Genomic DNA, 21490 nt, shown 5'->3' with positions numbered 1-21490 from the left:
TCGCTCAGCCCAGCAGCTTCGCGTACGCCGGCTTGATGACCTCGTCGATGATCCTCAGCCGCTCGTCGAACGGGATGAAGGCGGACTTCATCGCGTTGATCGTGAACCACTGGAGTTCCCGCCAGCCGTAGCCGAAGGCGTCGACCAGCAGGGCCATCTCGCGGGACATCGAGGTGCCGCTCATCAACCGGTTGTCGGTGTTGACGGTCACCCGGAAGCGCAGGTCCCGCAGCAGCCCGATCGGATGCTCCGCGATGGACGGGGCGGCCCCGGTCTGCACGTTCGAGGACGGGCACAGCTCAAGCGGGATCCGCTTGTCCCGCACGTACGCGGCCAGCCGGCCGAGCTGCGGCTGCGGGCCGGGGGTGATGTCGTCGACGATGCGGACGCCGTGACCGAGACGGTCGGCCCCGCACCACTGAATCGCCTGCCAGATGGAGGGCAGCCCGAACGCCTCACCCGCGTGGATGGTGAAGTGGAAGTTCTCCCGCTGGAGGTACTCGAAGGCGTCCAGGTGGCGGGTGGGCGGGAAACCCGCCTCCGCACCGGCGATGTCGAAGCCCACCACGCCATGGTCGCGGTGGCGTACGGACAGCTCGGCGATCTCCTGCGAACGAGCCGCGTGCCGCATCGCGGTCAGCAGCGTGCCTACCCGGATCGGCGTACCGGCCTCGGCCGCGAGCGTGCTGCCCTCGACGAAGCCGGCCAGCACCGCCTCGACCACCTCGTCGAGAGTGAGGTTCTTCTCCAGGTGCTGTTCCGGGGCGAACCGCACCTCGGCGTAGACCACCCCGTCGGCGGCCAGGTCGAGGGCACATTCCCGGGCCACCCGGCGCAACGCGGAACCGGTCTGCATCACGGCCACGGTGTGCGCGAAGGTCTCCAGGTAGCGCTCCAGGGAACCCGAGTCGGCCGCCGCCACGAACCAGCGCCCCAACTCCGCCGGGTCAGTGGTGGGCAGTTCGTGACCGACCTCCGCCGCCAGGTCGACGATCGTCGCGGGGCGCAGGCCGCCGTCCAGGTGATCGTGCAACAACGCCTTCGGCGCCCTGACGATGTCCTCGTACCCGATATCAGTGCTCATCGCCGCTCGCCCCGCTCACAACCCATGCTCCCGACCCTAGTCCGCTCCTGCGTCCGGGCACCCACGCAGGGCGTGTGTCGAAGCCCTCCACCGGTCAGCCGGCTCCGACACACGCCCTAGACTCGACCCGTGAGGCGGCCGTGATGGATTCCTGCGTCGTGGCCCGGCTGCGCTGCCCCGTCTGCCACGCGCCGCTCGCCGAGGTCGTCTCCGGTGGTTCCCGGGCGTTGCGGTGCCCACGCCGGCACAGCTTCGACATCGCCCGGCAGGGCTACGTCAACCTGCTCAGCGGCCGTGCCCCGCACAGCGGGGACACCGCCGAGATGGTCGCCGCCCGGGCGGATTTCCTGTCCGCCGGTCACTACCACGTCATCTCCCGCGCCCTGGCCGCCGCCGCCGACGCCGCCCTCGGGGACAGCCCCGGCACGCCTGGCGCGTACCACCTGGTGGTGGACGCGGGGGCCGGCACCGGCCAGCACCTCGCCGCGGTGCTGGCGGAGGTGCCCGCGGCCGTCGGTCTCGCGCTGGACATCTCCAAACCCGCGCTCCGTCGGGCCGCTCGCGCCCACCCGCGGGTCACCGCCGCGCTGGCCGACACCTGGCAGCGACTACCGCTGGCGGACGCCTCGGCGACGCTGGTGCTGAACGTCTTCGCGCCCCGGAACGGCGTCGAGTTCCGCCGGGTTCTCGCCCCGACCGGGCGGCTGGTGGTGGTGACCCCGGCCCCGGAGCACCTCGCCGAACTGGTCGCCGCACTCGGCTTGCTCCGGGTCGACCCGGCCAAGCAGGACCGGGTGTCGGCCAGCCTGGCCGGCCACTTCACCGAGGATGCGACGACCGTGCACCGGCAGGAGCTGACGCTGTCCGGCGCGGAGGTAGCCACCCTGGTCGGCATGGGCCCGAGTGCCTGGCACACCGACCCGGCGGGATTGGCCGCCCGGATCGACGCCCTCGGCGAGCCGGTCCGGGTGACCGTGGCGGTGCGGCTCGGGATCTACCGACCCCAGGGCCCGCGTCCCTAGGTGGAGAGGTCGACCTCTTCCCAGCCAGGGGGTTCGTCATGGTACGGCCCGCGCAGGATCACCGCCCACTCCAACGCCCACCGCCGCTGACCGATCGCGTTGGCGTCCACCAGGCCCGGCAGGGTTCGGCCGGCGCGACTCACCGCCAGATACGACCAGTCCAGGCAGTAGTGCAGGTCGAGCAGGGCGGCCGCGTCCGCCGGGTGTTGCGGCGCGGCCAGGATCCGGGACCGCCACTGCCGGAAGGTCTCCCCCTCGGGGATGTGCGGCAGCCGCTCGACCAGCCGGTCGTCGGTCGGCATGGTGGGGTCCAGTTGCTTGGTCAGGCCGAGCACCCAGGCCAGCGAAAACAGCGCATCGTGGTGCAGCACGAAGGAGCGGTGGTCGCCCTTGGCTCCGGTGACGAACTGGAACTCCGGCGGGGTGACCATCTCCACCAGGTGCGAGGCGAGCAGCCAGCTCATCGCGGCCTGGGGCGGCATGCCGAAGCATCGGGCCAGGATCAGGTGCAGCACCGCGATCCGCGCCTCGATCTCCGCCGTCGGGCGCAGCTCGATGTCGTCGCCCGGCTCCCAGACCAGCGGAAACTGCGGCGGTGGCAACGGCAGCCGCAACCGGGCCAGCTCTTCCAGGCTCGCCTCACGCACCTCGCGGGGGTCAGGGGCAGGCACGATCACGGCAACATCCTGTCCGATCATGATGTCTCGGCGCCGACGGTCCCCCCTGGCCTGCGAGAATAGCGGCCCTCACGCTCCGACACCATGGCTGGACCCGGGTATTCGTCACTCGACGCGTTCGATCACCAGCGGTGCCACGGCCGGGGGTCGTGCGGCGATGGTCACCGCGCGAGCCGCCTCCGCCAACGCCGCCGGGATCAGCTCCGCACGCTCGGCCCGCAGCTCGTAGAGAGGCTCCCCGGCGCGCACCGGGTCACCGGGACGCTTGTGCAGCAGCACGCCGGCCGGCACGCTGACCGGATCCTCCTTGCGCGCCCGTCCCGCGCCGAGCCGCCACGCCGCCACGCCCATGGCGTACGCGTCGACCGCCGCGACGTGACCGTCCGCGTCGGCACGGACCACCTCGATTTCCGCTGCCTCGGGCATCGGCGCGTCCGGGTCGCCACCCTGCGCCCGGATCATCGACCGCCAGACGTCCATCGCGCGCCCGTCACGCAGCGCGGCGGCGGGATCGGCGTCGGGCAGCCCGGCCGCGTCGAGCATCTCCCGGGCCAGCGCCAGGGTCAGTTCCACCACGTCGGCCGGCCCGCCACCGGCGAGCACCTCCACCGACTCGGTCACCTCGATGCCGTTGCCGATGGCCCGGCCGAGCGGGGTGGACATGTCGGTGAGCAGGGCGACGGTCTTCACGCCGTGCGCGCCACCCAACTCCACCATGGTCCGGGCCAGTTCCCGGGCGTCGTCGACGGACTTCATGAACGCGCCGGAGCCCACCTTCACGTCCAGCACCAGCGCGCCGGTCCCCTCGGCGATCTTCTTGCTCATGATGGAGCTGGCGATCAGCGGGATGGCCTCGACGGTGCCGGTGACGTCACGCAGCGCGTACAGCTTGCGGTCGGCCGGGGCTAGCCCTGAGCCGGCGGCGCAGATGACCGCGCCGACGTCGCGCAGTTGGGCAGTGAACTCCTCGTTGCTCAGCGCCGCCCGCCAGCCCGGGATGGACTCCAGCTTGTCCAGCGTGCCGCCGGTGTGCCCGAGCCCGCGCCCGGACAGTTGCGGAACCGCGCCCCCGCAGGCCGCGACGAGCGGGGTGAGCGGCAGGGTGATCTTGTCACCGACCCCGCCGGTGGAGTGCTTGTCGACGGTCGGCCGGGTCACGGCAGACAGGTCGAGCCGCTCGCCGCTGGCGATCATCGCGGCCGTCCAGCGGGCGATCTCCGGCCCGGTCATGCCGTTCAGCAGGATCGCCATGGCCAGCGCCGACATCTGTTCGTCGGCCACCACCCCCCGGGTGTACGCATCCACCACCCAGTCGATCTGCCGGTCCGACAACACCCCCCCGTCCCGCTTGGTCCGGATGACATCAACCGCCGCAAACCCACTCATCAGTCAGATCTTCCCTCGTCGTTTGGCGATACCGGTTCGCGCACCGCGCCACACCGGGAGACAACGCGTGTCGTGACCATCGGGCGGCCGGCGACCACGACGGGCCGGGGGCCTGCCGTGCCCGGCGGAGGGATCAAGCCTGACCGCCCGGAGCCGGGTACGGCAGGCCCCCGGCCCCACCGCAACCCGGGATGGCCGGCCCATTCCCCAGCTCAACCCCAGCGAACCGGGATCTCCGCCGGCGGCTCCCCCTCACCGGCCCAGAAGATCGTGCCGGACTCGTCGACCACCACCACCCGGGGCGTACGGGCCAACCCCCAGGCGATCGCCTCCGCCGGGTCGCCCCAGCTCGGCCCCTCCTCCAGTACCCCGGTCTCGGCACCAGCGTCGTCACCGGCCGAGCGTTCCCAGTAGGCCGTCCAGACCTGCTGTCCCGCCGACAGGTCGGGATGCACGAAGACGGTGCCTCGCCCACGCCAGGCGGCGAGCCGACCGGGCACCACCGGTACCGGCTGCTCACCGGTGACCGCTTCGAGGTCGGCAACGTCGAAGGCGTGTGGCAGCAGTTCGGCCATCCGCAGCGGGCCGCCCTTGGCTTCGATGAGGCAGTCCGGCCCGCCCTGCTCCCAGAGCAACTGCCGGCAGCGCCCGCAGGGCATCAGCGGCTCACCCGTGGCGTCGACGCAGGAGAGCGCCACGATCCGGCCGCCGCCGGTGGCGTGCAACGAGGAGACCACCCCGCACTCGGCGCAGAGCACCACACCGTACGCGGCGTTCTCGACGTTGCAGCCGACCACGACCCGGCCGTCGTCGACCAGCGCCGCCGCACCCACCGGGAACTTCGAGTACGGCACGTACGCGTGCCGCATCACTTCGGTGGCGGCGGCTCGCAGCCGCTCCCAGTCAATCTCGCTCACTCCGACATTCTGCCGTAGCCTGCTCACCAGCTCAGACGCGGCGTCACAACTACAACCCGGATCCTCGGCACAGCTATCAGGGGCGCCGCATCACACCGCTCGCTCAGCTGTGCCGCCGGCCACCCGCGTGGCGCGGCCCGCCACCGTCGAGAGTTCGCCGACCATCGGTCGAGGCGCGACGATTGCGCCGACGGGTGGACCGCCGAGCCGGTGCAGGCTCCCCGGCGAGGTGAGCAGCTCGGCGACGAACCTCAGTTGTTCAAGCGCGGAGAGCAGCAAGTTCAGCGCCTCGGCGGCTACGATCAGCTCGCCCGAATGCGAGCCGACGCCCTCATGGGAGTCGAGCAATCCACGATGCACCTTCTTCACGAACGCACCCGTCTCAATGCCCAGCTCCGTGCGAAGCCGCGACTGGAGGCCCTGCAATACATCCAGGGCCTCCGCAGTGCGACCCATGTGATGCATCGCGAGGGCGAGCTGGCCGTGCAGAATTTCATGGTACGGATGTCGCGTGACCCATCCGGAAAGCTCCACCACCACGCCTGCATTATTGCCACGAGCGAGCTCGATTTGGCTGTATTCCTCGACCAGCCCAATCCGCAGTTCCTCAAGGCGTGTCACCGCAGGCGCAAGGGCGTCCGATCCGACGTCCTCCAGTGCCTCCCCGGACCACAGATCAAGCGCTCGCCTCGCCGTCTGCGATGCCTCTTTCAGATCCCCTCGTCGGGCGCACGCTCGGACGTCCGTGCACAGCTGCCTGAACCGCACCGCGTCGATCTGTTCGACGGACAGCTCCAGGAAGTAGCTTGAGGAAATCCGGGTCAGCTCCGCTTCGACCGCCGTCTCTGACAAATATCTACGGAGCGCTCCTACGCAGTTCTGCACCTGCTGAACAGCAGTTAATGGCGGTTCTTCCCCCCAGAGCACTTCCACGAGTTGCGAGGTGGAAACAGGACGGTTGGGATCGACCAGCATGGCCGCCAGTATTTTTCGCTGGCGATGTGCGGAGATCGAACGGAATCTGCCGTTGGAGCGCACAGACACTGGTCCCAAGATTTTGAAATCCATACACTCCCCCGTGAGCGAGACCTCGTCACCATCCTGCGCGAGCGCCGATGTCGCGTCAAGACCGCAGTCCGCACCAGCAGGTTCCGGAAGGCCAGCGACCACGAGCGGTAGCTGGGAGAGCAATCACAGAGAGCCATTCGCGGCAACGAATGCAGTACTTGTCCGGCTCGCGTCACAGCGTTCCGCCACGGTCCGACGGCCCGAAGGGCAGGACAACCTCTACGGATTGCTGAGTTCGGCGAGGCGACGCGGAGTCACAGCTGTGAGTGTCGTCGCCGCCGTCGCCAACTCCCCGGACCGCACGTCGGGTCCGGGACTGATAGTCACGAGCGCTCCGTCGCGTCGTACCACGTGAACCTCCCGCCCCGACTCGGTACGGATCCAATGGTCACCATCTACTCGCCGACAACCGGACGCAGTGGATGCTGGTCCACCCGGGCCACTCGGCAGGATGTCGCTCACGACCGGACCACACTGGCGAGGCGGGGCGAAGTCGTCCGGAACGTCGGTGACGTACACCGATATCCAGCCACGTTCCCGCACCAGCGTCATGAGCAGCACTCGATCAGCCGGGTACGCAAGCGCCGGCCCGAGTTCGTACCCCGGAACCCGCGGCACCAGCAGCGGTAACCCGAGCCCGGCAAAGGCCTCCCGATCATCCACACGCCGGGCCTGCTGCCGCAGGGTCGGAAACGCGGCCAACGGGGCCAACAGTACGAGTACCAGCGCCACGCGGACAACGGGTGGCAGGGTGGCAGTCACGACAAATACGCCGACCGCAAAACCGATCATTGCCAGCACCACCACCAGCCACACCGGCGGCAGCGTCCATCGGGGATGGCGCGCCTGCTCGAGCAGGATCAAACCACCACTTGCCAGGGCACCGACCAACGTAGCCCAACGGGCCGGCTCGACACCGAAGGTCCGCAGCGTCAGCCACACCGCCACCATCACGACCAACGGGCCGACCAACAGTGTCGGGAAGCCAAGATCGAGGCAGCCGCCGATCGTGTCCGACTCGCAGTCGGCCACCGAACGCGCCTGCTGCTGCCATAGGGCGGCGAGAGCACCAGATCCCACGGCGCCGGGCACCGCCGCTGCAGTCATGCGGGCCAGCACATTCATCGACGGCTCCCAGGGGCCGGGGGCTTGGCCGGCAGTCCGACCAAGCCCCCGAATCGTACTCACCAGTGATAGTTGTACAGGGCCATGTAGTCGTTGAGGATGCTCGCGTAGGCCAGATTGCCGGGTCTGTTCGGGTGGAAGGACTCCATGCTCAGCAACTGCTTCGGGTCACCGTCGTCGTCGGCAAACAGGTCACCGGCTACGACGCCGTTCAGGTAGAAGTCCCTGCCGCAGATCGCGTGGCCCGCGAACGTGCTACGGGCATCCATGCCGTGGATCCGGTTCGCCGCGTCGGATGGTAACGCCTGAGTGACCAGCCAGTCCGACATCTGATTGAGGAAGATCGTCTCATCCCACGAGAAGCCGACGGTGATTCCCGGCAGGACGGCTCCATACTCGCAGTTTGTCTCAAACAGGTGCGGATACCCCATCACGAAGATCCGCGCGTTCGGCGCGCGTACCCGGATCTGCCGCACCACCTCCTGAATTCCCTGTTTGACTTCGCCCTGAATGAGTTCCTCCTGAGCCTGCCTCAAAGGCTTGCTGTCCCCTTCCATGCGGTAGTCAGGCGCGCTGCAGTCGATGCCGGTCGCGCAGGAGGTGGCCACCTTGGTGAACCGGGCATCGTTGCCGCCGATGGAGAGCATCACAGCGGTGGTGTTCGGGGTCAGCGAACCCTGGTCGATCTGGCTGATCTCTCCGTACTGTCCTTCCGCCGTCCGGCCTTTCCACTGCCCGTTGCTCACCATACTCGGACTCATGACATTGTGCGTACGGGCGCCGCTGCAGGCCACGAACTGCGCGTCGATATCCGGGTGGTGCTGCTCGGAAAGCGTGGCGATGTTGCTCGATGCGCCGGGAATGACAGCTCGCTGCGACCACGCGTGCGAACTTCGCCGGCAGGAGTTCCTGGTAGTGGCACCCTCGTCGCCGTACTGGTCGCTGACCCGGGTGTAGTCGCCGGTGCCTTCGCCGGAGGAGAACGAGTCGCCGAGCGCCACTACAAAGTGCCGCGGCTTGCGGGGCAGCGGCTGGAACGCGAGGGCGTCCCACGCGATGTCCTGCACGCCGGTGCCATCCAGGGTGAAGTTGCTTAATTCCACCTTCGGTGTGCCCGTGCCGGTGAAATCGAAGACGCCAAGGTTCACCCAGCGGTTCGACTCCCACTGGGTTGGGATGATTCGCTCCTCGGTGGCGCCATTTGGCCGGCGAATGATGTACTTCGCCTGCCGGGTATGGGCGCCGTGATCAGGTAGGTGTACCCACACCCGGGTCCACGCGTTGGTAGGATTGATGTTCCAGGTGCCGGTGATCCGATAGGACTGTCGCTGCTCCTGCTTATAGGTGTGACCGAACCAGAAGTGCCCGCCGAACCCTGCGCCGATTTGATGTAGATCCACCTTGCCCGGTGTCACGACATCACCGCCCGGCTGGGTGACAGTGGCAAAGTTCAGCGCGAACCTGCCTCCCTTGCTGAACATCGGCGTGCAACCCTCCGCGCCCAGCGCCACCGCAGTGGAGATGTCATCGATGATCTGTGCGCCGGCGGGCAGCCCGGACACCTTGCAAGACCCGTCGGAGTTGACGGGGGTTGGGTGGATATTGTCACCGGGCTGCGTGTAGGGCCTGGGCTCGACGGTCGTGTACCGCCGCGCTTCGAGTCCACAATGAATGGAGCAGTCGGTCCAGGTGACAGGCCCGTTCCACCAGCACTTCAGGTCGTCGCGTTGGCACGCGCCGGCCTTTGTCGCGGGGTAGTCGGCGGGAATTTTGGGCGGCAGCGTCTGGTCGCACTGATTGACGTTCGGCGCGCAGAAGGTGTACCGCCCGGCCTGCGCGATGTCCGGCTGACGTGCCTGCGCCGTCGCGTACGTCGGCGTCCATGCCTGGGCCTTGTAGTTGTAGCGGATCAGCGAGGTGTAGGCGAAGCCCGTCACCCGCTCCGGGTACGACCAGTGGTTCGGGTGCTTGGCATTGTCGTAGCCGATCTGGTCGTCTATCGGCGGGTTGGCGTCCGGCACATCAAGCGGTGCGGTCAGGAACCGCTTCCGGTCGGCCGGGTAGTCGGTGTTCGCCGGGTTGTTGGCCCAGCCGACTCCCCACGGCGCAGATGGGTTCTGCGCGTTGCGCGGATAGAAGCCAGTGTTGTACGCCCAGATGGCGAACCACCAGTTCTCGATGTACTGCGGGTCGCCGTTATTCGCGATCAGGCCGGCATTGCGGGTGATGTTCCACTTATCCTGAAGGATCCGCAGCCCGGCGGCGACGTTCGTCGCGTAGTCCAGTGCCACCGCCTTCTGTTTGGTGTAGTCCCAGGTTACGCCGGCAATTACCTGGTTGGTGTCGGAGCGCTTCATTCCGGAGGTGACCTGCCCCGCGCCGTATCCGCAGTCGGTGTGCGCCCAGTTGATCTTGTCAAAGTTGGGATTTCCCAGATCCAGGCCGTAGTAGCCGAGGCTGGTCAACGGGTTACCTACCGAAGCATCGACGGCGTGATAGCTCGCCTGCCACAGATTCGACTCTTGGGCGAGAATGCCGAGGTAGACCTGGGCGGGTACGTAGCCACCACCGGAAAGAGCCATCGATGGGAACATCCCTTGCGGGGAGTACGCCGACATGCCGTTGTTGTTCCAGTTGGCAGCGCGTTGGAAGGTGAGCTGGCCCCGCACGGCTAGATCCGCCGCCCACTCCATCTGCGCCACCGTCGGTTGATAGACCTGGATGGTCGGATCGTTGCGCGACACCGCGCAGCTGCGGTCCGGGTCGTCGGACACGCTCGGATCCCCGGTCGAGGCGGCGGTGCGGGCGCCGGCTGACTCGCCAGCCGCGCCGGTCGTACCAGCCAGCGTCGGCGAGATGGCCCGGCCGGCCCCCTTGACCTGCGGCTCGACCGAGAAGTCGAAGCGACTCTCGTCCGCCGTCCGGCTGGCCACGATCTCCACCCGTTCCGGCCGACCGTTGTTCGGCCGGTCCGTGAGCCGCCCGGCCGCCTCCCGGCCGGTGGTCGCCCGGAGCACGACCAGCGCCCCGGTGGTGGAGACATCGCTGTCGGGAAGCCCGTCAATCGCCCGCCAGGTACGCGGTAGACGGCTGCCGACCCGGGCTTCGGCCTTTCCGCCGACGGCGAAGACCCGGCCGCTTGCGCCCGGCCGCAGCTTCACCTCGCCGACCGGGACCGAACCGTGCGCCGTGACCTTGCCGTCGGCGAAACGCTTGAACTCGGTTCGGCCGCCCCGCACGACCTGAAAGGCCACGCCGTCACTGCCGTCAGCCAGCAGCCGGAACGGCGTGCCACTGGCGGACGCCAGCGGGGCAACTCCGCCCCTGGCCTCAACCTGCACCAGGCTGCGCCCCTTCACACCGATCAGCCGCCTACCGACTGGCAGCAGCGAGCTAACCTGACCGGGCGCACGCACGACGCGGACGGCACCCGGGCGGCGGGTGTCCACCGTGCCCACCCAGGTACGCGCCACGTCCCCGGCGCGAACCGGCATCTCCAACCGGGAGAGCACCGCCTCCTCTCCCGCCCCACAGCCTGGGTTGTGATAAGCGAGCGAGACGCGCTCCGCCAGCTTCGTCACCGAACCGGTCCTCAGGTCAACGACAGCCGCGAAACCGCCCCGCTGCATCAGAACGTCGCGGTTGGAGAAGGCCCGTGGGGCGTACACCACCACGGCGCGGCGACCGGACCCGGTGACGCAGGCCTGCCCGATCCATTGGTCGGTCTCGAACCCGGGTTCCGCCAGCGTCGCAACCGTCCGCCAGGCGTATGCCTGTGCCTCGTCGGCGACGAGCAGGTGCAAACCCGTGGCATCGCCAGAGGTCGTCACCGCGCGATCGGACGACTGACGCCAGGCTCGGCCCAGGCGGGAGTCGGGATTCAGCACCCGGTCCGGCTTTGCCGCCGGGCGGGACTTGGCCGTCTCGGACGGTTGCTGGTCGGCGTGCTCTGCCGTGGTGCCGGGACCGGGAGGTCTCGCGTGCGCCGCCGGCGCTGAGATGAGTGTGGCGGCGCACAGCAGCACCGCCACGGGGGCCAGGGTCCGTTTCATTGATACACCTCACGCGGAAGCGGTCGATTGCGTGAAGCGTCGAGGTCATTATCACTGTCGAGCCATCGGCGGCCCATCGCTCCCGGCGGGCCGGAGACGCGACGTCACCGGCCCGCGGTGGGCGCGACAGACGACATCGGACGGTTTACCGACCGACGGTGCGCCGGTCAGCCCTTGATGTACGGCTTGCCGTCGGCGGCCGGTGCCCGCACCCGACCGACCAGCCCGGCCACCGCCAGGATCGTCGCCAGGTACGGCAGCATGGCCAGGAACTGGCCGGGGATCACACTGTTGATCGCGCCCAGGTAGGTGGCCAGCTGGTCGGCGAAGCCGAAGAAGAGCGCGGCGAGCAGCGCGCCGGTCGGGCTCCACCGGCCGAAGATCAGTGCGGCCAGGGCGATGAAGCCCTTGCCACCGATCATGTTCTTGGTGAAGGAGAAGAGCGCCAGCGTGTAGGAGGCGCCACCGATGCCAGCCACGGCACCGGCCATGATCACGTTGCGGTAGCGCAGGCCGAGCACCTTCACACCCAGGGTGTCCGCCGCCGTCGGGTGCTCACCGACCGACCGGGTCCGCAGCCCCCACCGGGTACGGAACAGCGCGATGTGGATCACGAGCACCAGCAGCAGGGCGAGGTAGAGAAAGATGTTGCCCCGGAACAGCGCCGGCCCGAGCACCGGGATCTCCGACAGCAGCGGGATCTCCCAGTTGCTGAAGCGCGGGGCGCTGTTGTAGCGGGCGGCGTCGGTCTGCATCAACCGCTCGTAGAGGAAGCCGGTGATGCCGACCGCCAGCAGGTTCAGCACGATGCCCATGACCACCTGGTCGACCAGGTAGCGGATGCTGAACACGGCCAGCAGCAGCGAGATGAACGACCCGCCGATGGCGGCGGCGATCAGTCCGACCCAGACGCTGCCGGAGATGCTGCCGAACAACGCGCCGCTGAACGCGCCCATCAGCAGCTGTCCCTCGATGGCGACGTTCACCACGCCCGACCGCTCACAGAGCACGCCGGCGAGCGAGCCGAAGATCAGCGGCAGGGCGAGCAGGAAGGTGCCCCGCACGATGTTGACCAACGGCATGAAGTTCTGCCCGGTCGGCGCGGCGGAGACCTGCCAGCACAGGAAGGAGAACACGAAGGCGACCAGGCCGACGGCGAGCACCGGAATGAACCAACGTTTCGGCAGGCCGGCGAGCATCGCCGCACCGGCGGCGAGCGTGATCAGGCCGAAGACGATCGCTCCGACAGTGCCGTTGACCTCCAACGCGGCGCCGGCGGCGTCCTCACTGAGCGTGAAGCGCGCCTGCTCGCCGGTGGCCAACGCGCCGAACAGCACGGTGGCCAGCAACCCGAGCGCCACCAGCACCAGGCCAACCTTGCGGGTACGGGTCCAGAAGCCCTCGTTGACCGCCGCGACCGCGACGTCGGGAACAGCCGTGGTGGACATGCCTCACCAGCCCTTCGCGAGGCTCGTCTGCAACCGGGCGGCCCGCGCGGCCCGGAGCTGGAAGATCGCCTTCACCAGTGCCGGCGCGGCGATGAAGATGACGATCAGGGCCTGGAGCACGGTGACCAGCTCCAGCGAGATCCCCGAGTACGACTGCATCCGGTTGCCGCCGGCCTGCAGGGCACCGAACAGCAGTGCGGCCAGCGCCACGCCCCACGGTTTTACCCGGCCGAGCAGGGCGACCAGGATGCCGTCGAAGCCGATCTGGGCCACCACCAAGGGGGTCAGCGCGGCGGCGGTGGTGCCGAGCACCATCTGCGAGCCACCGAGACCGGCCAGCGCCCCGGCGATAACCATGATCAACACGTACGTGCGGGTGACGCTCATGCCGGCGGTGCGGGCGGCGTCCGGGTTGGCGCCCACCGCCCGCAGCTCGAAGCCGACCGTGGAGCGGTTGAGCAGCCAGGCGACCGCCCAGGTGGCCAGGACGGCCAGGACGATGCCGGTGTGCGCCCGCAGCGGCTCACCGAAGACCCGAGGAAATTGAGCGGAGCTGTCCACGGCCCGGCTGATCGCGTCGGTGCGGTTCGGGTCCTGCACCCCGTTCTGCACGATCAGCCAGGTGAGGAAGTAGACCGCGATGTAGTTGAGCATGATCGTGTTGATCACCTCGTGGGCGCCGGTGCGCGCCTTGAGGATGCCCGGGATGAAGCCCCAGATGGCCCCGCCGAGCGCACCGGCCAGGACGGCGACCAGCAGGTGCAGTCCGGGCGGCAGCGGCAACAGGAAGCCGGCCAGCGCGGCCAGGATGACGCCCATCGTCGCCTGCCCCTGCGCGCCGATGTTGAACAGGCCGCCACGGAAGGCCAGCGCCACCGACAGGCCGGTGAAGACCAGCGGCGCGGTGTAGGTGAGGGTCTCCGAGATCGGGCTGAGTGCCGCGTCGGCGTTGGTCGCGGCCGGGTCGAAGATCGAGCCCTTGAACAGGTTCGCGTACGCCTCGCTGACCAGCGTCCAACTCGCGTTGAGCGCATCCGACGGGCGGGCGGTGATGTAGCTGTAGGTGGCCAGCACCTCCCGGTCGGAGATGATCATCAGGATGGCACCGACGATCATCGCGAGCACCAGCGAGAGCAGGGTCACCGTGAAGGTGTTGGCGGCCCACAGGTTCTCCAGGAAGAGCCGTCCCAACGTGGGGCGCGGCCCAGACTCGCCTGGTGTGGTGGCTGCCTCGGCCCGTTCGGTGTTGCCGAGCGCGGTCCGGGCGGCCTGGTCCTCACTCGCCGGTTCCTTGTCCGGGGAACCCGGCTGGGCGTTGAGGTCACTCATGCCGGCAACTCCGCTCCGCTCCGTGCCGCCGCAGGGCCGCCGTGCCTGATGGTTCGCTCGCTCATCGATCCTTCTCGTCTTCGCTGCCCGGCCTGTCGGCCGACACCACGCCGTCGGTGGTGGCCGTGACGTTCCGGGCGGTGGTCGCCGGGGTGCCGGCGTCGGACGCGACGTCCGCGTCGGTGGTGGCCGCCACGTCCGGGTCGGTGGTCGCCGTCGGTGCGGTCCCGTCGTCCGGCGAGCCGCCCGGGGCGTCCGGGATGATGCCCGCCATCAGCAGGCCGATCTCCTCGCGGGGCGTGTCCGGGCCGACCACGCCGATGATCCGCCCGCGATACATCACCGCGATCCGGTCGGCCAGCCCGATCACCTCGTCGAGTTCACTGGAGACCACCAGCACGGCGGTGCCGATGTCGCGCTCGTGGATGACCCGGCTGTGGATGAACTCGATCGAGCCGACATCCACCCCCCGGGTCGGTTGGGCGGCGATGAAGAGCTTCAGTGGCCGGGACAGCTCCCGAGCCACGATCACCTTCTGCTGGTTGCCGCCGGAGAGGGTGCCGACCGGCGCATCGGCCGACGAGGTCCGGACGTCGAACTGCTCGATCCGCTCCGCCGCCGACCTGTCGATCTCGTCCGGCCGCAATGACAGGCCCCGGCCGAACGGCGGCCGGTCGTAAATGTCCAGCACCAGGTTCTCCGCGACGGTGAACTCCTTGACCAGGCCGTCGACGCTGCGGTCCTCCGGCACGTAGCCGACGCCCGCCCGGAGCACCTTCTTGGTCGACCAGCCGTCGATCCGCTGCCCGTCGAGGGCGACCGTGCCGGCGAGCACCGGACGAAGCCCCATGATCGATTCGATCAGCTCGGTCTGCCCGTTACCCTGCACGCCGGCGACGCCGAGCACCTCACCCGCGCGTACGGTCAGGTCGACGCCGTCCACCGCGCGGACCTGACGGTCGTCGTCGACGACCAGGCCGGACACCTCCAGGACGGGCTGGCCCGGGGTGGCCGGGGTCTTGTCCACGGTGAGCCGGACGGTGCGACCGACCATCAGCGCGGCCAACTCGTCGCGGCTCGCCTCCGGTGAGGCGGTGCCGACGGTCTTCCCGCGCCGGATGACGGTGATCCGGTCGGCGATGGCCTTGACCTCGCCGAGCTTGTGGGTGATGAAGACGATCGACTTGCCGGCGGCCTTGAGCGACCGCATCACGGCGAGCAGTTCCTCGGTCTCCTGCGGGGTGAGCACCGCGGTGGGCTCGTCCAGGATGAGCAGGTCGACGTCGCGGGTGAGCGCCTTGACGATCTCCACCCGCTGCTGGACACCGACCGGCAGGTCCTCGATCACCGCGTCCGGGTCGACCTGCAGGTTGTACCGCTCGGAGACCTCGGCGACCTCGCGCCGGGCGCGACGCCGGTCCAGGAACCCGGCGATGCCGCCGCGCACCTGCTCGGCGCCGAGCATGATGTTCTCGGTGACAGTGAAGACGGGCACCAGCATGAAGTGCTGATGCACCATGCCGATGCCGGCCGCGATCGCGTCGGAGGGGCCGCGCAGCTTCAGCGGCTTGCCGTCGATCAGAATCTCGCCCTCGTCGGGCTGGTAGAGCCCGTAGAGCACGTTCATCAGGGTCGACTTGCCGGCGCCGTTCTCGCCGAGCAGGGCATGGATCTCTCCAGGCTCCACCGTGAGGTCGATGTGGTCGTTGGCGACCAGATCACCGAACCGCTTGGTGATGCCGCGCAGTTCGAGTCTCAGCGCAACCTCCTGGAGTGCGAAGCGATGGTGCAGCGTAGCTGCTGGCGAGCGGGCACGGCGTCGGCCGGACCGGTGGCGCGGATCGGCCGCTGCGGCATGGCGGGCTCACCCCGCGCCCCAGCGGCCGGATCAGGTGTGGCTCTTGCTCGCCGGCCGCCCCCGGTGATCGTCTCACCGGGGACGGCCGGCGACGGGTCACTTCGGCTGGGCGGCCGAGGTGACCGTGACGGTGCCGGCGGCGATGTCCGCCTTCAGCTTGTCGACCTCGGCCTTCAGCTCGGCCGGGACCTTGCTGTCGAACTCGTGGTACGGGGCGAGCGAGACGCCGTCGTTGGCCAGGGTGCCGACGAAGCCCTCCTCGGCGTTGAGCTTCTCGCCACCGGCAGCCTTGAGCACGGCATCCTTGACCGCACCCGGAATGTTCTTCACCACGGTGGTGATGATCGCCGAGCAGTCCGGCGTGCTCTCGCAGCCGTCGACGTCCACCCAGATGGTGTTGTACTTGCCACCGGAGGCCTTGGCCGCACCCGTGGTGCCGAGGCCGGCGCCACCGGCCACCGGCATGATGATGTCCGCACCCTGGGCGACCAGCGCGTCGCTGACCTTCTTGCCCTCGTCCTGCTTGATGAAGTCGTTGGTGAAGGAGCCGTTCTGGGTCTCCTTGTTCCAACCGAGGGCCTGGACGTTGGCGCTCTTGGCCTGGTTGTAGTGGGCCACACCGTCGACGAAGCCGTCCATGAAGATGGTCACCGGCGGGATCTTCATGCCGCCGTAGGTGCCCACCTTGCCGCTCTCGCTCATCCCGGCGGCGACGTACCCGGCCAGGAAGCCGGCCTGGGCGGTGTCGAACTCCATCGGGTAGACGTTGGCCACGCCCGGGTTGGCGTCGACGATGCCGAACTGCTGGTCCGGGTTCGCCTCGGCGATCTTCTTGGTGGCGTCGCTCATCAGGCCGCCGACGGCCAGGATGAAGTCGCAGTCCTGGTTGACGTACTGGGTGAGGTTCGGCTCGTAGTCCGCCTCAGCCTTGGACGCGACGTACTTGATGTTGACGTTGTCGTTCTGCGCCTTCGCCTCTTCCAGGCCCTTCCAGGCGGAGGCGTTGAACGACTTGTCGTCGATGCCGCCGACGTCGGTGACCATACAGGCGGTGTACTGCTCGCCGCCCGAACCGGCGTTGTTGTCCTCATCCGGGGCCTCGCCACAGGCGGCGGCGCTCAGTACGAGCCCACCTGCCGCGATGATCGAGGCGATCCGCATCCCACGCACCGAGCGCAAGACGACTCCTTCCCATTGCACACCGCGGGGTACGCGGTGGCAGCCCTTGAACCGGCCTGCGCCTTGCCGCCGGCGTCCCACGTTACGGGAGCAGAGCGTACGCCCGCGCCCACCTGCCGACCGACAATCGTGCAGGACTGTTGGAGGCCTGTTACCCGTACGTAATGCTCGGGTGGGCCACATCACTCAGGGTGCCGGCAGGCGGGCGCGCGCGTGTCAGGAAAGCCGTTTTCTCCGTTGGCCGGGCGTCCGGCGGGCTACCGCCAGAAGACCGCCACGGCCGCGTTGACCAGGGTCAATCCCACGATGGCAAGGAAGTGCCCCCGGTTGACGTCGGCGCGCTTGCGGGAGAAGAAAACCATGACGAAGATCAGCAGAGCGATCACCAGCTTCGTCACAAGCTTCGCCGGAGCTGGCTCATCGCCGTCGCGCAGCGGCGCGCTCAGGCCGATGCCGGTCAACAGTTGGATCACGGCACCCCAGAGCATGGCGGCGTTGATCCGGAACGTGCCGGTGAGGTATTGGGCGATCGCACCACCGAGCAGCAGCGCGAACCCGATCAGATGGACGTAGAGGAGGATGAGTCGAAGTGCTTCCACCCGACCCATCCTGCCCTACCAACGACGGTTTGTAGTAGAGGCATCCCCGGCCGAGCCGGCACGCCCACCAGCACCAGCACGACGTAGCCGGCCGGTCAGCCCTTCGTGCCGCCGGCGGTCAACCCGGAGACCAGGTGCCGCTGCGCGATCATGAACACCACGCCGGCCGGCACGGTCACCAGGACCGCCGCCGCCGTCAGGTACTCCCACTGCGGGTTGAACTGCGGCACGAACTGCTGGAGCCCGTACGCCAGGGTGAACTTGTTGTCGGTCTGGATGAACGCCGACGCGTACATCACCTCACCCCAGGCGGTGAGGAAGGTGTAGAAGGCGGTGACCGCGATGGCCGGCCGGGCCAGCGGCAGCACCACCCGCCAGAAGATCGCGAACGGGCCGCAGCCGTCCAGCGCCGCCGCCTCGTCCAGCGAGGTGGGGATGGAGTCGAAGTAACCCTTGAGCATCCAGGCGCAGAACGGCACCGCGATGGTCAGGTACGCGATGATCAGTGCCGGCAGCGTGTTGATCAGGCCGAACCGCGCCATGATCGTGTAGATCGGCACGATCAGGATGGCCGCCGGGAACATCTGGGTGATCAGGAAGGTCATCATCAACGGGCGACGCCCCGGGAAGTTGAACCGGGACACCGCGTACCCGGTGGTCGCCGAGAAGAAGATGCCGATCAGCATCGTGAACGCCGCGACGATCACCGAGTTCAGCAGCCACTTCGGGAAGTTCGTGTCGAACAGCACGTAGCTGTAGTTGGCCAGGGTCGGATCCTTGACCAGCGACATGTCGCTGCTCTGCACCGCGTACCCGGGCTTGAACGAGGACAGCAGCACCCAGACGATCGGGCCGAGCGCGATCAGCGAGGCGAGGATCAGCGTGCCGTGCAGCAGCAGGGACTTCGCCGGGCTCCGCCGGCTGCGGCCGGGCCGCTTGACGGTCCTCGCCGAGGCGACCGGAACAGCCGCCGCCGGCGTTGCCGCCGCCGGAGTGGTCAGTTGGCTCATGTCACCACACCTCGCCTTGCTTGCGCAGCGCCCGCCGGTAGAACATCGAGAACACCAGCAGGATCGACAGGATCAACACGCCGTACGTGGACGCGAGCGAGTAGTTGCGGATGCCCTCGAACGCCGCCCGGAAGGCACCGGTCACCAGAATCTCGGTCTCCCCCGCCGGCTGGCCCTCGGTCACCAGGAAGATGATCGGGAACATGTTGAACGTCCAGATCGTGCCGAGCAGGATCACCGTCATGCTGACCGGGCGCAGTCCCGGCAGGGTGATGTTGCGGAACCGCTGCCACGCGGAGGCACCGTCGATCTCCGCGGCCTCGTACAACTCGCCGGGGATGGTCTGCATCCCGCCCAACAGGGCCACCATCATGAACGGGACTCCGAGCCAGATGTTGGTGACGATCGCGGTGAACAGCGACGTCCACTGGTTGGCGAACCAGTCGACCGGGTCGATGCCGAGCGAGGTGAGCAGCGAGTTCGCCAGGCCGAAGCGCTCGTTGAAGATGAACTTCCAGGCGAAGGCGCTGACGAAGGCGGGCACCGCCCAGGGCAGGACCAGCAGCACCCGGTAGAGGCCACGGCCCCACATCGGGCGGTTGAGCATCACGGCCAGGCCGAGGCCCAGGCCGTAGTGGAACACGACGCAGCCGAGGGTCCAGATCAGCGTGATCGCGGTCCACTGCCAGAAGTCCCCGACGTTGCCGCTGAGCACGTTCACGTAGTTGTCGAGACCGATGAACTCCCACTTGTTGGGGTTCTCGGCACAGACCTCGCCACCGGTGATCGACCTGGTGCAGATCTCTGCGGCCTGGTTGGCCTCGGTGAGGTTGGTGAGGGAGATCCAGATCCCCCGTACCAGCGGGTAGAAGATCAGAACTGCCAGGACGATGACGACGGGCAGCACCATCGCCCAGGCGTACCAGTGTTTCTCCCAGCTGCGGCGCAGCCGGGAGGGACGAGCGGATCGGCCGGACGGCGGCGTGGGGGGCGCCGGATCGGCTGTCACGGTGGTCATCAGCTGCGCTCCATGCGGGGAGGTCCGGCAGGGCCCGCGGCCGACGACGGCCACGTGACCCTGCCGGGTGCCGAGAGGTCACCGGCGAGAGAGCCGGCGGTGAGGTCAGTTCTCGTAGGAGGGGACGACCTCGGCCTTGTACTTCTTCGCGACGGTGTCCAGCGCGGCCTTCGGGTCCTTGTTCTGGATCAGGACCTCGGTGGCCATCTGGTCGAGCGGGCCGAAGAACTGACCGGCCTCCGGGATCCACGGGCGACCGACGCCGGCCTCGACCACCGGCTGGAACGCGGCGACGGTGGCGTTGTTCTTCACCGCGTCAAGGTCGTACGCCGAGGTGCGGGTCGGCAGCAGGCCGAGCTTCTCGGACAGGAACGCCTGCGACTCGGCGGAGCTCATGAACTTGACGAACGCGACGGCGGCGTCGACCTTCTCCTGCGGCATCCCGGACCAGATCACGTAGTTGTGGCCACCGACCGGGCCACCGGCCTTGACCGAGCCACCCGGCACCGGTGCGATGCCCAGGTTCTCCAGGCCGCCGAAGTCCGGCGCCTGCTTGACGTTGTTGACCTCCCACGGCCCATTGATGATCATGGCGACCTTCTTCTCCTTGAAGAGGGTCATCATGGTGCCGTAGGCGTCGTTGGCGGACGGCTTGGCGGCAGCTCCGCTGTCGATCAGGTCCTTGGCGATCGCCAGTCCGGCCGCGTTCTGCTCCGAGTTGATGACGATCTTCTTGTTCGCGGCGTCGACCAGGTCGCCACCCTCGCCGTACATGAAGGGCAGCAGGAAGTAGCCGGCCGGGTTGAGGTACACACCCTCGGCGTCGGTCTTCTCCTTGATGGTCTGCGCCGCCGTCTTCAGCTCGGCCCAGGTCTTCGGCGGCGCGCTGATGCCGGCCTGGCTCAGCAGCTCCTTGTTGTACATCAGCGCGAGGCTGTCGGTGACCTGGGGAACGCCGTAGGTCTTGCCGTCGTACTTGTTGGAGGCGAGCGGGGTCTCCAGGAAGTCGGACTCGTCGGCCAGCAACTCGGAGCCGTCCAGCGCGTACAGGTGGCCCAGCGAGGCGAACTCGGGCACCCAGGCGACCTCGGCCCGCAGGATGTCCGGGGCGCCGGTCTTGGCCTGCGCGGCGGTCTTGAACTTGTTCTGCGCCTCGCCGAACGGGACCGACTGATGGTTAATCTTGACGTTCGGGTAGGTCTGGTTGAACTTGGCGATCAGCTCCTGGAACGCCGGACCCTCGTTCTTCGGATCCGAGGTGTCCCACCAGGTCAGTTCTGCGGTGAGGGAGGCGGGGTCGACCGCCGGCTGCTCCTCGGCCGCCTTCTCCTCCCCGCCGCACGCGGCGACGGAAAGGGCGAGAGTGGCAGAGGCGAGTACGGCGATTCCCCTGGCTGTGCGGCGCATGTTCGCTCCTAAGTTGCCTGCCGGGTAACGGCCGGGACATTAGCAAGAAGTTTCGAAACTAGAAACCCCTTGCGGCCTGCCTGCAAACACCGTGCCCCATCCGCAACGTAAGTGACCGACAAGTGCCGCTGTCTGGGCATTTCGTCCCCGGACGCAACCGCCGGACCATCAACACCTGCCACTCTCCGTGCACCCTGTAATCACTTAAAGCATCCGGACGGCATCGCTGCCACGTCCTTCGTGGGCACGATCCCGACACACGCTGCTCGATCCTGCAAGTTTTTGCTGGCCACTGCGCAAGAACTGGATGG

16 protein-coding genes are annotated in these 21490 nt (G+C 68.3%); 1 reads left to right on the top strand and 15 read right to left on the bottom strand.

Annotated features, from left to right (window positions below):
• Positions 1–4: 4 nt before the first annotated feature.
• Positions 5–1084 (bottom strand): adenosine deaminase, encoded by a 1080-nt coding sequence (locus Vlu01_RS00730; RefSeq protein WP_203990924.1) that lies wholly within the window; start codon positions 1082–1084, stop codon positions 5–7.
• A 143-nt stretch (positions 1085–1227) separates the two neighbouring features.
• On the opposite strand from Vlu01_RS00730, the gene Vlu01_RS00725 reads away from it, so the two are divergent.
• The gene (locus Vlu01_RS00725; RefSeq protein ID WP_203990921.1) at positions 1228–2106 is read left to right on the top strand and encodes a putative RNA methyltransferase; all 879 of its coding nucleotides are present in this window, start codon (positions 1228–1230) and stop codon (positions 2104–2106) included.
• Here Vlu01_RS00725 and Vlu01_RS00720 read toward each other — a convergent pair.
• From Vlu01_RS00720 to Vlu01_RS00655, 14 genes are all read right to left on the bottom strand, one after another.
• A complete protein-coding gene (locus Vlu01_RS00720) occupies positions 2103–2804 on the bottom strand; it encodes a DUF4272 domain-containing protein (RefSeq protein WP_203990918.1) in 702 nt (233 codons plus the stop codon). The two genes, Vlu01_RS00725 and Vlu01_RS00720, sit on opposite strands and share 4 nt — an antisense overlap.
• 84 nt (positions 2805–2888) lie before the next feature.
• The gene (locus Vlu01_RS00715) at positions 2889–4169 is read right to left on the bottom strand and encodes a thymidine phosphorylase (RefSeq protein WP_203990914.1); all 1281 of its coding nucleotides are present in this window, start codon (positions 4167–4169) and stop codon (positions 2889–2891) included.
• A 212-nt stretch (positions 4170–4381) separates the two neighbouring features.
• Positions 4382–5086, bottom strand: coding sequence for a cytidine deaminase (locus Vlu01_RS00710; protein ID WP_203990911.1), 705 nt, complete (start codon positions 5084–5086; stop codon positions 4382–4384).
• A 90-nt stretch (positions 5087–5176) separates the two neighbouring features.
• Positions 5177–6154 carry an AfsR/SARP family transcriptional regulator gene (locus tag Vlu01_RS00705; RefSeq protein WP_203990908.1) on the bottom strand — a complete coding sequence of 326 codons (978 nt, stop codon included), beginning with the start codon at positions 6152–6154 and terminating at the stop codon, positions 5177–5179.
• Between the two features lie 219 nt (positions 6155–6373).
• Positions 6374–7279, bottom strand: coding sequence for a hypothetical protein (locus tag Vlu01_RS00700; protein ID WP_203990905.1), 906 nt, complete (start codon positions 7277–7279; stop codon positions 6374–6376).
• 59 nt (positions 7280–7338) lie between these two features.
• On the bottom strand, positions 7339–11331 hold the full coding sequence (locus tag Vlu01_RS00695; RefSeq protein WP_239095610.1) for an SGNH/GDSL hydrolase family protein: 3993 nt from the start codon (positions 11329–11331) through the stop codon (positions 7339–7341).
• Positions 11332–11498: 167 nt separating this feature from the next.
• Positions 11499–12779 carry an ABC transporter permease gene (locus tag Vlu01_RS00690; protein ID WP_203990902.1) on the bottom strand — a complete coding sequence of 427 codons (1281 nt, stop codon included), beginning with the start codon at positions 12777–12779 and terminating at the stop codon, positions 11499–11501.
• A 3-nt stretch (positions 12780–12782) separates the two neighbouring features.
• Complete coding sequence (locus tag Vlu01_RS00685; protein WP_203990899.1) at positions 12783–14108, bottom strand: ABC transporter permease; 1326 nt, start codon at positions 14106–14108, stop codon at positions 12783–12785.
• A gap of 61 nt (positions 14109–14169) precedes the next feature.
• Positions 14170–15807, bottom strand: coding sequence for an ABC transporter ATP-binding protein (locus Vlu01_RS00680; protein WP_308440917.1), 1638 nt, complete (start codon positions 15805–15807; stop codon positions 14170–14172).
• Positions 15808–16062: 255 nt separating this feature from the next.
• Positions 16063–17127 carry a BMP family lipoprotein gene (locus Vlu01_RS00675; protein ID WP_203991611.1) on the bottom strand — a complete coding sequence of 355 codons (1065 nt, stop codon included), beginning with the start codon at positions 17125–17127 and terminating at the stop codon, positions 16063–16065.
• Between the two features lie 275 nt (positions 17128–17402).
• Entirely contained in the window at positions 17403–17744 is a 342-nt protein-coding gene (locus Vlu01_RS00670) for a hypothetical protein (protein WP_203990896.1), read from the bottom strand.
• A 95-nt stretch (positions 17745–17839) separates the two neighbouring features.
• A complete protein-coding gene (locus tag Vlu01_RS00665) occupies positions 17840–18754 on the bottom strand; it encodes a sugar ABC transporter permease (protein ID WP_203990893.1) in 915 nt (304 codons plus the stop codon).
• Position 18755: 1 nt separating this feature from the next.
• On the bottom strand, positions 18756–19772 hold the full coding sequence (locus Vlu01_RS00660) for a carbohydrate ABC transporter permease (protein ID WP_203990890.1): 1017 nt from the start codon (positions 19770–19772) through the stop codon (positions 18756–18758).
• A gap of 105 nt (positions 19773–19877) precedes the next feature.
• Positions 19878–21179 carry an extracellular solute-binding protein gene (locus Vlu01_RS00655; RefSeq protein ID WP_203990886.1) on the bottom strand — a complete coding sequence of 434 codons (1302 nt, stop codon included), beginning with the start codon at positions 21177–21179 and terminating at the stop codon, positions 19878–19880.
• Positions 21180–21490 lie beyond the last annotated feature (311 nt).

The sequence above is a fragment of the Micromonospora lutea genome, assembly GCF_016863535.1.
Classification (GTDB): domain Bacteria; phylum Actinomycetota; class Actinomycetes; order Mycobacteriales; family Micromonosporaceae; genus Micromonospora; species Micromonospora lutea.
The sequence above is the reverse complement of the archived record's forward strand: the minus strand, read 5'-3'. Positions and strand labels throughout refer to the sequence as shown.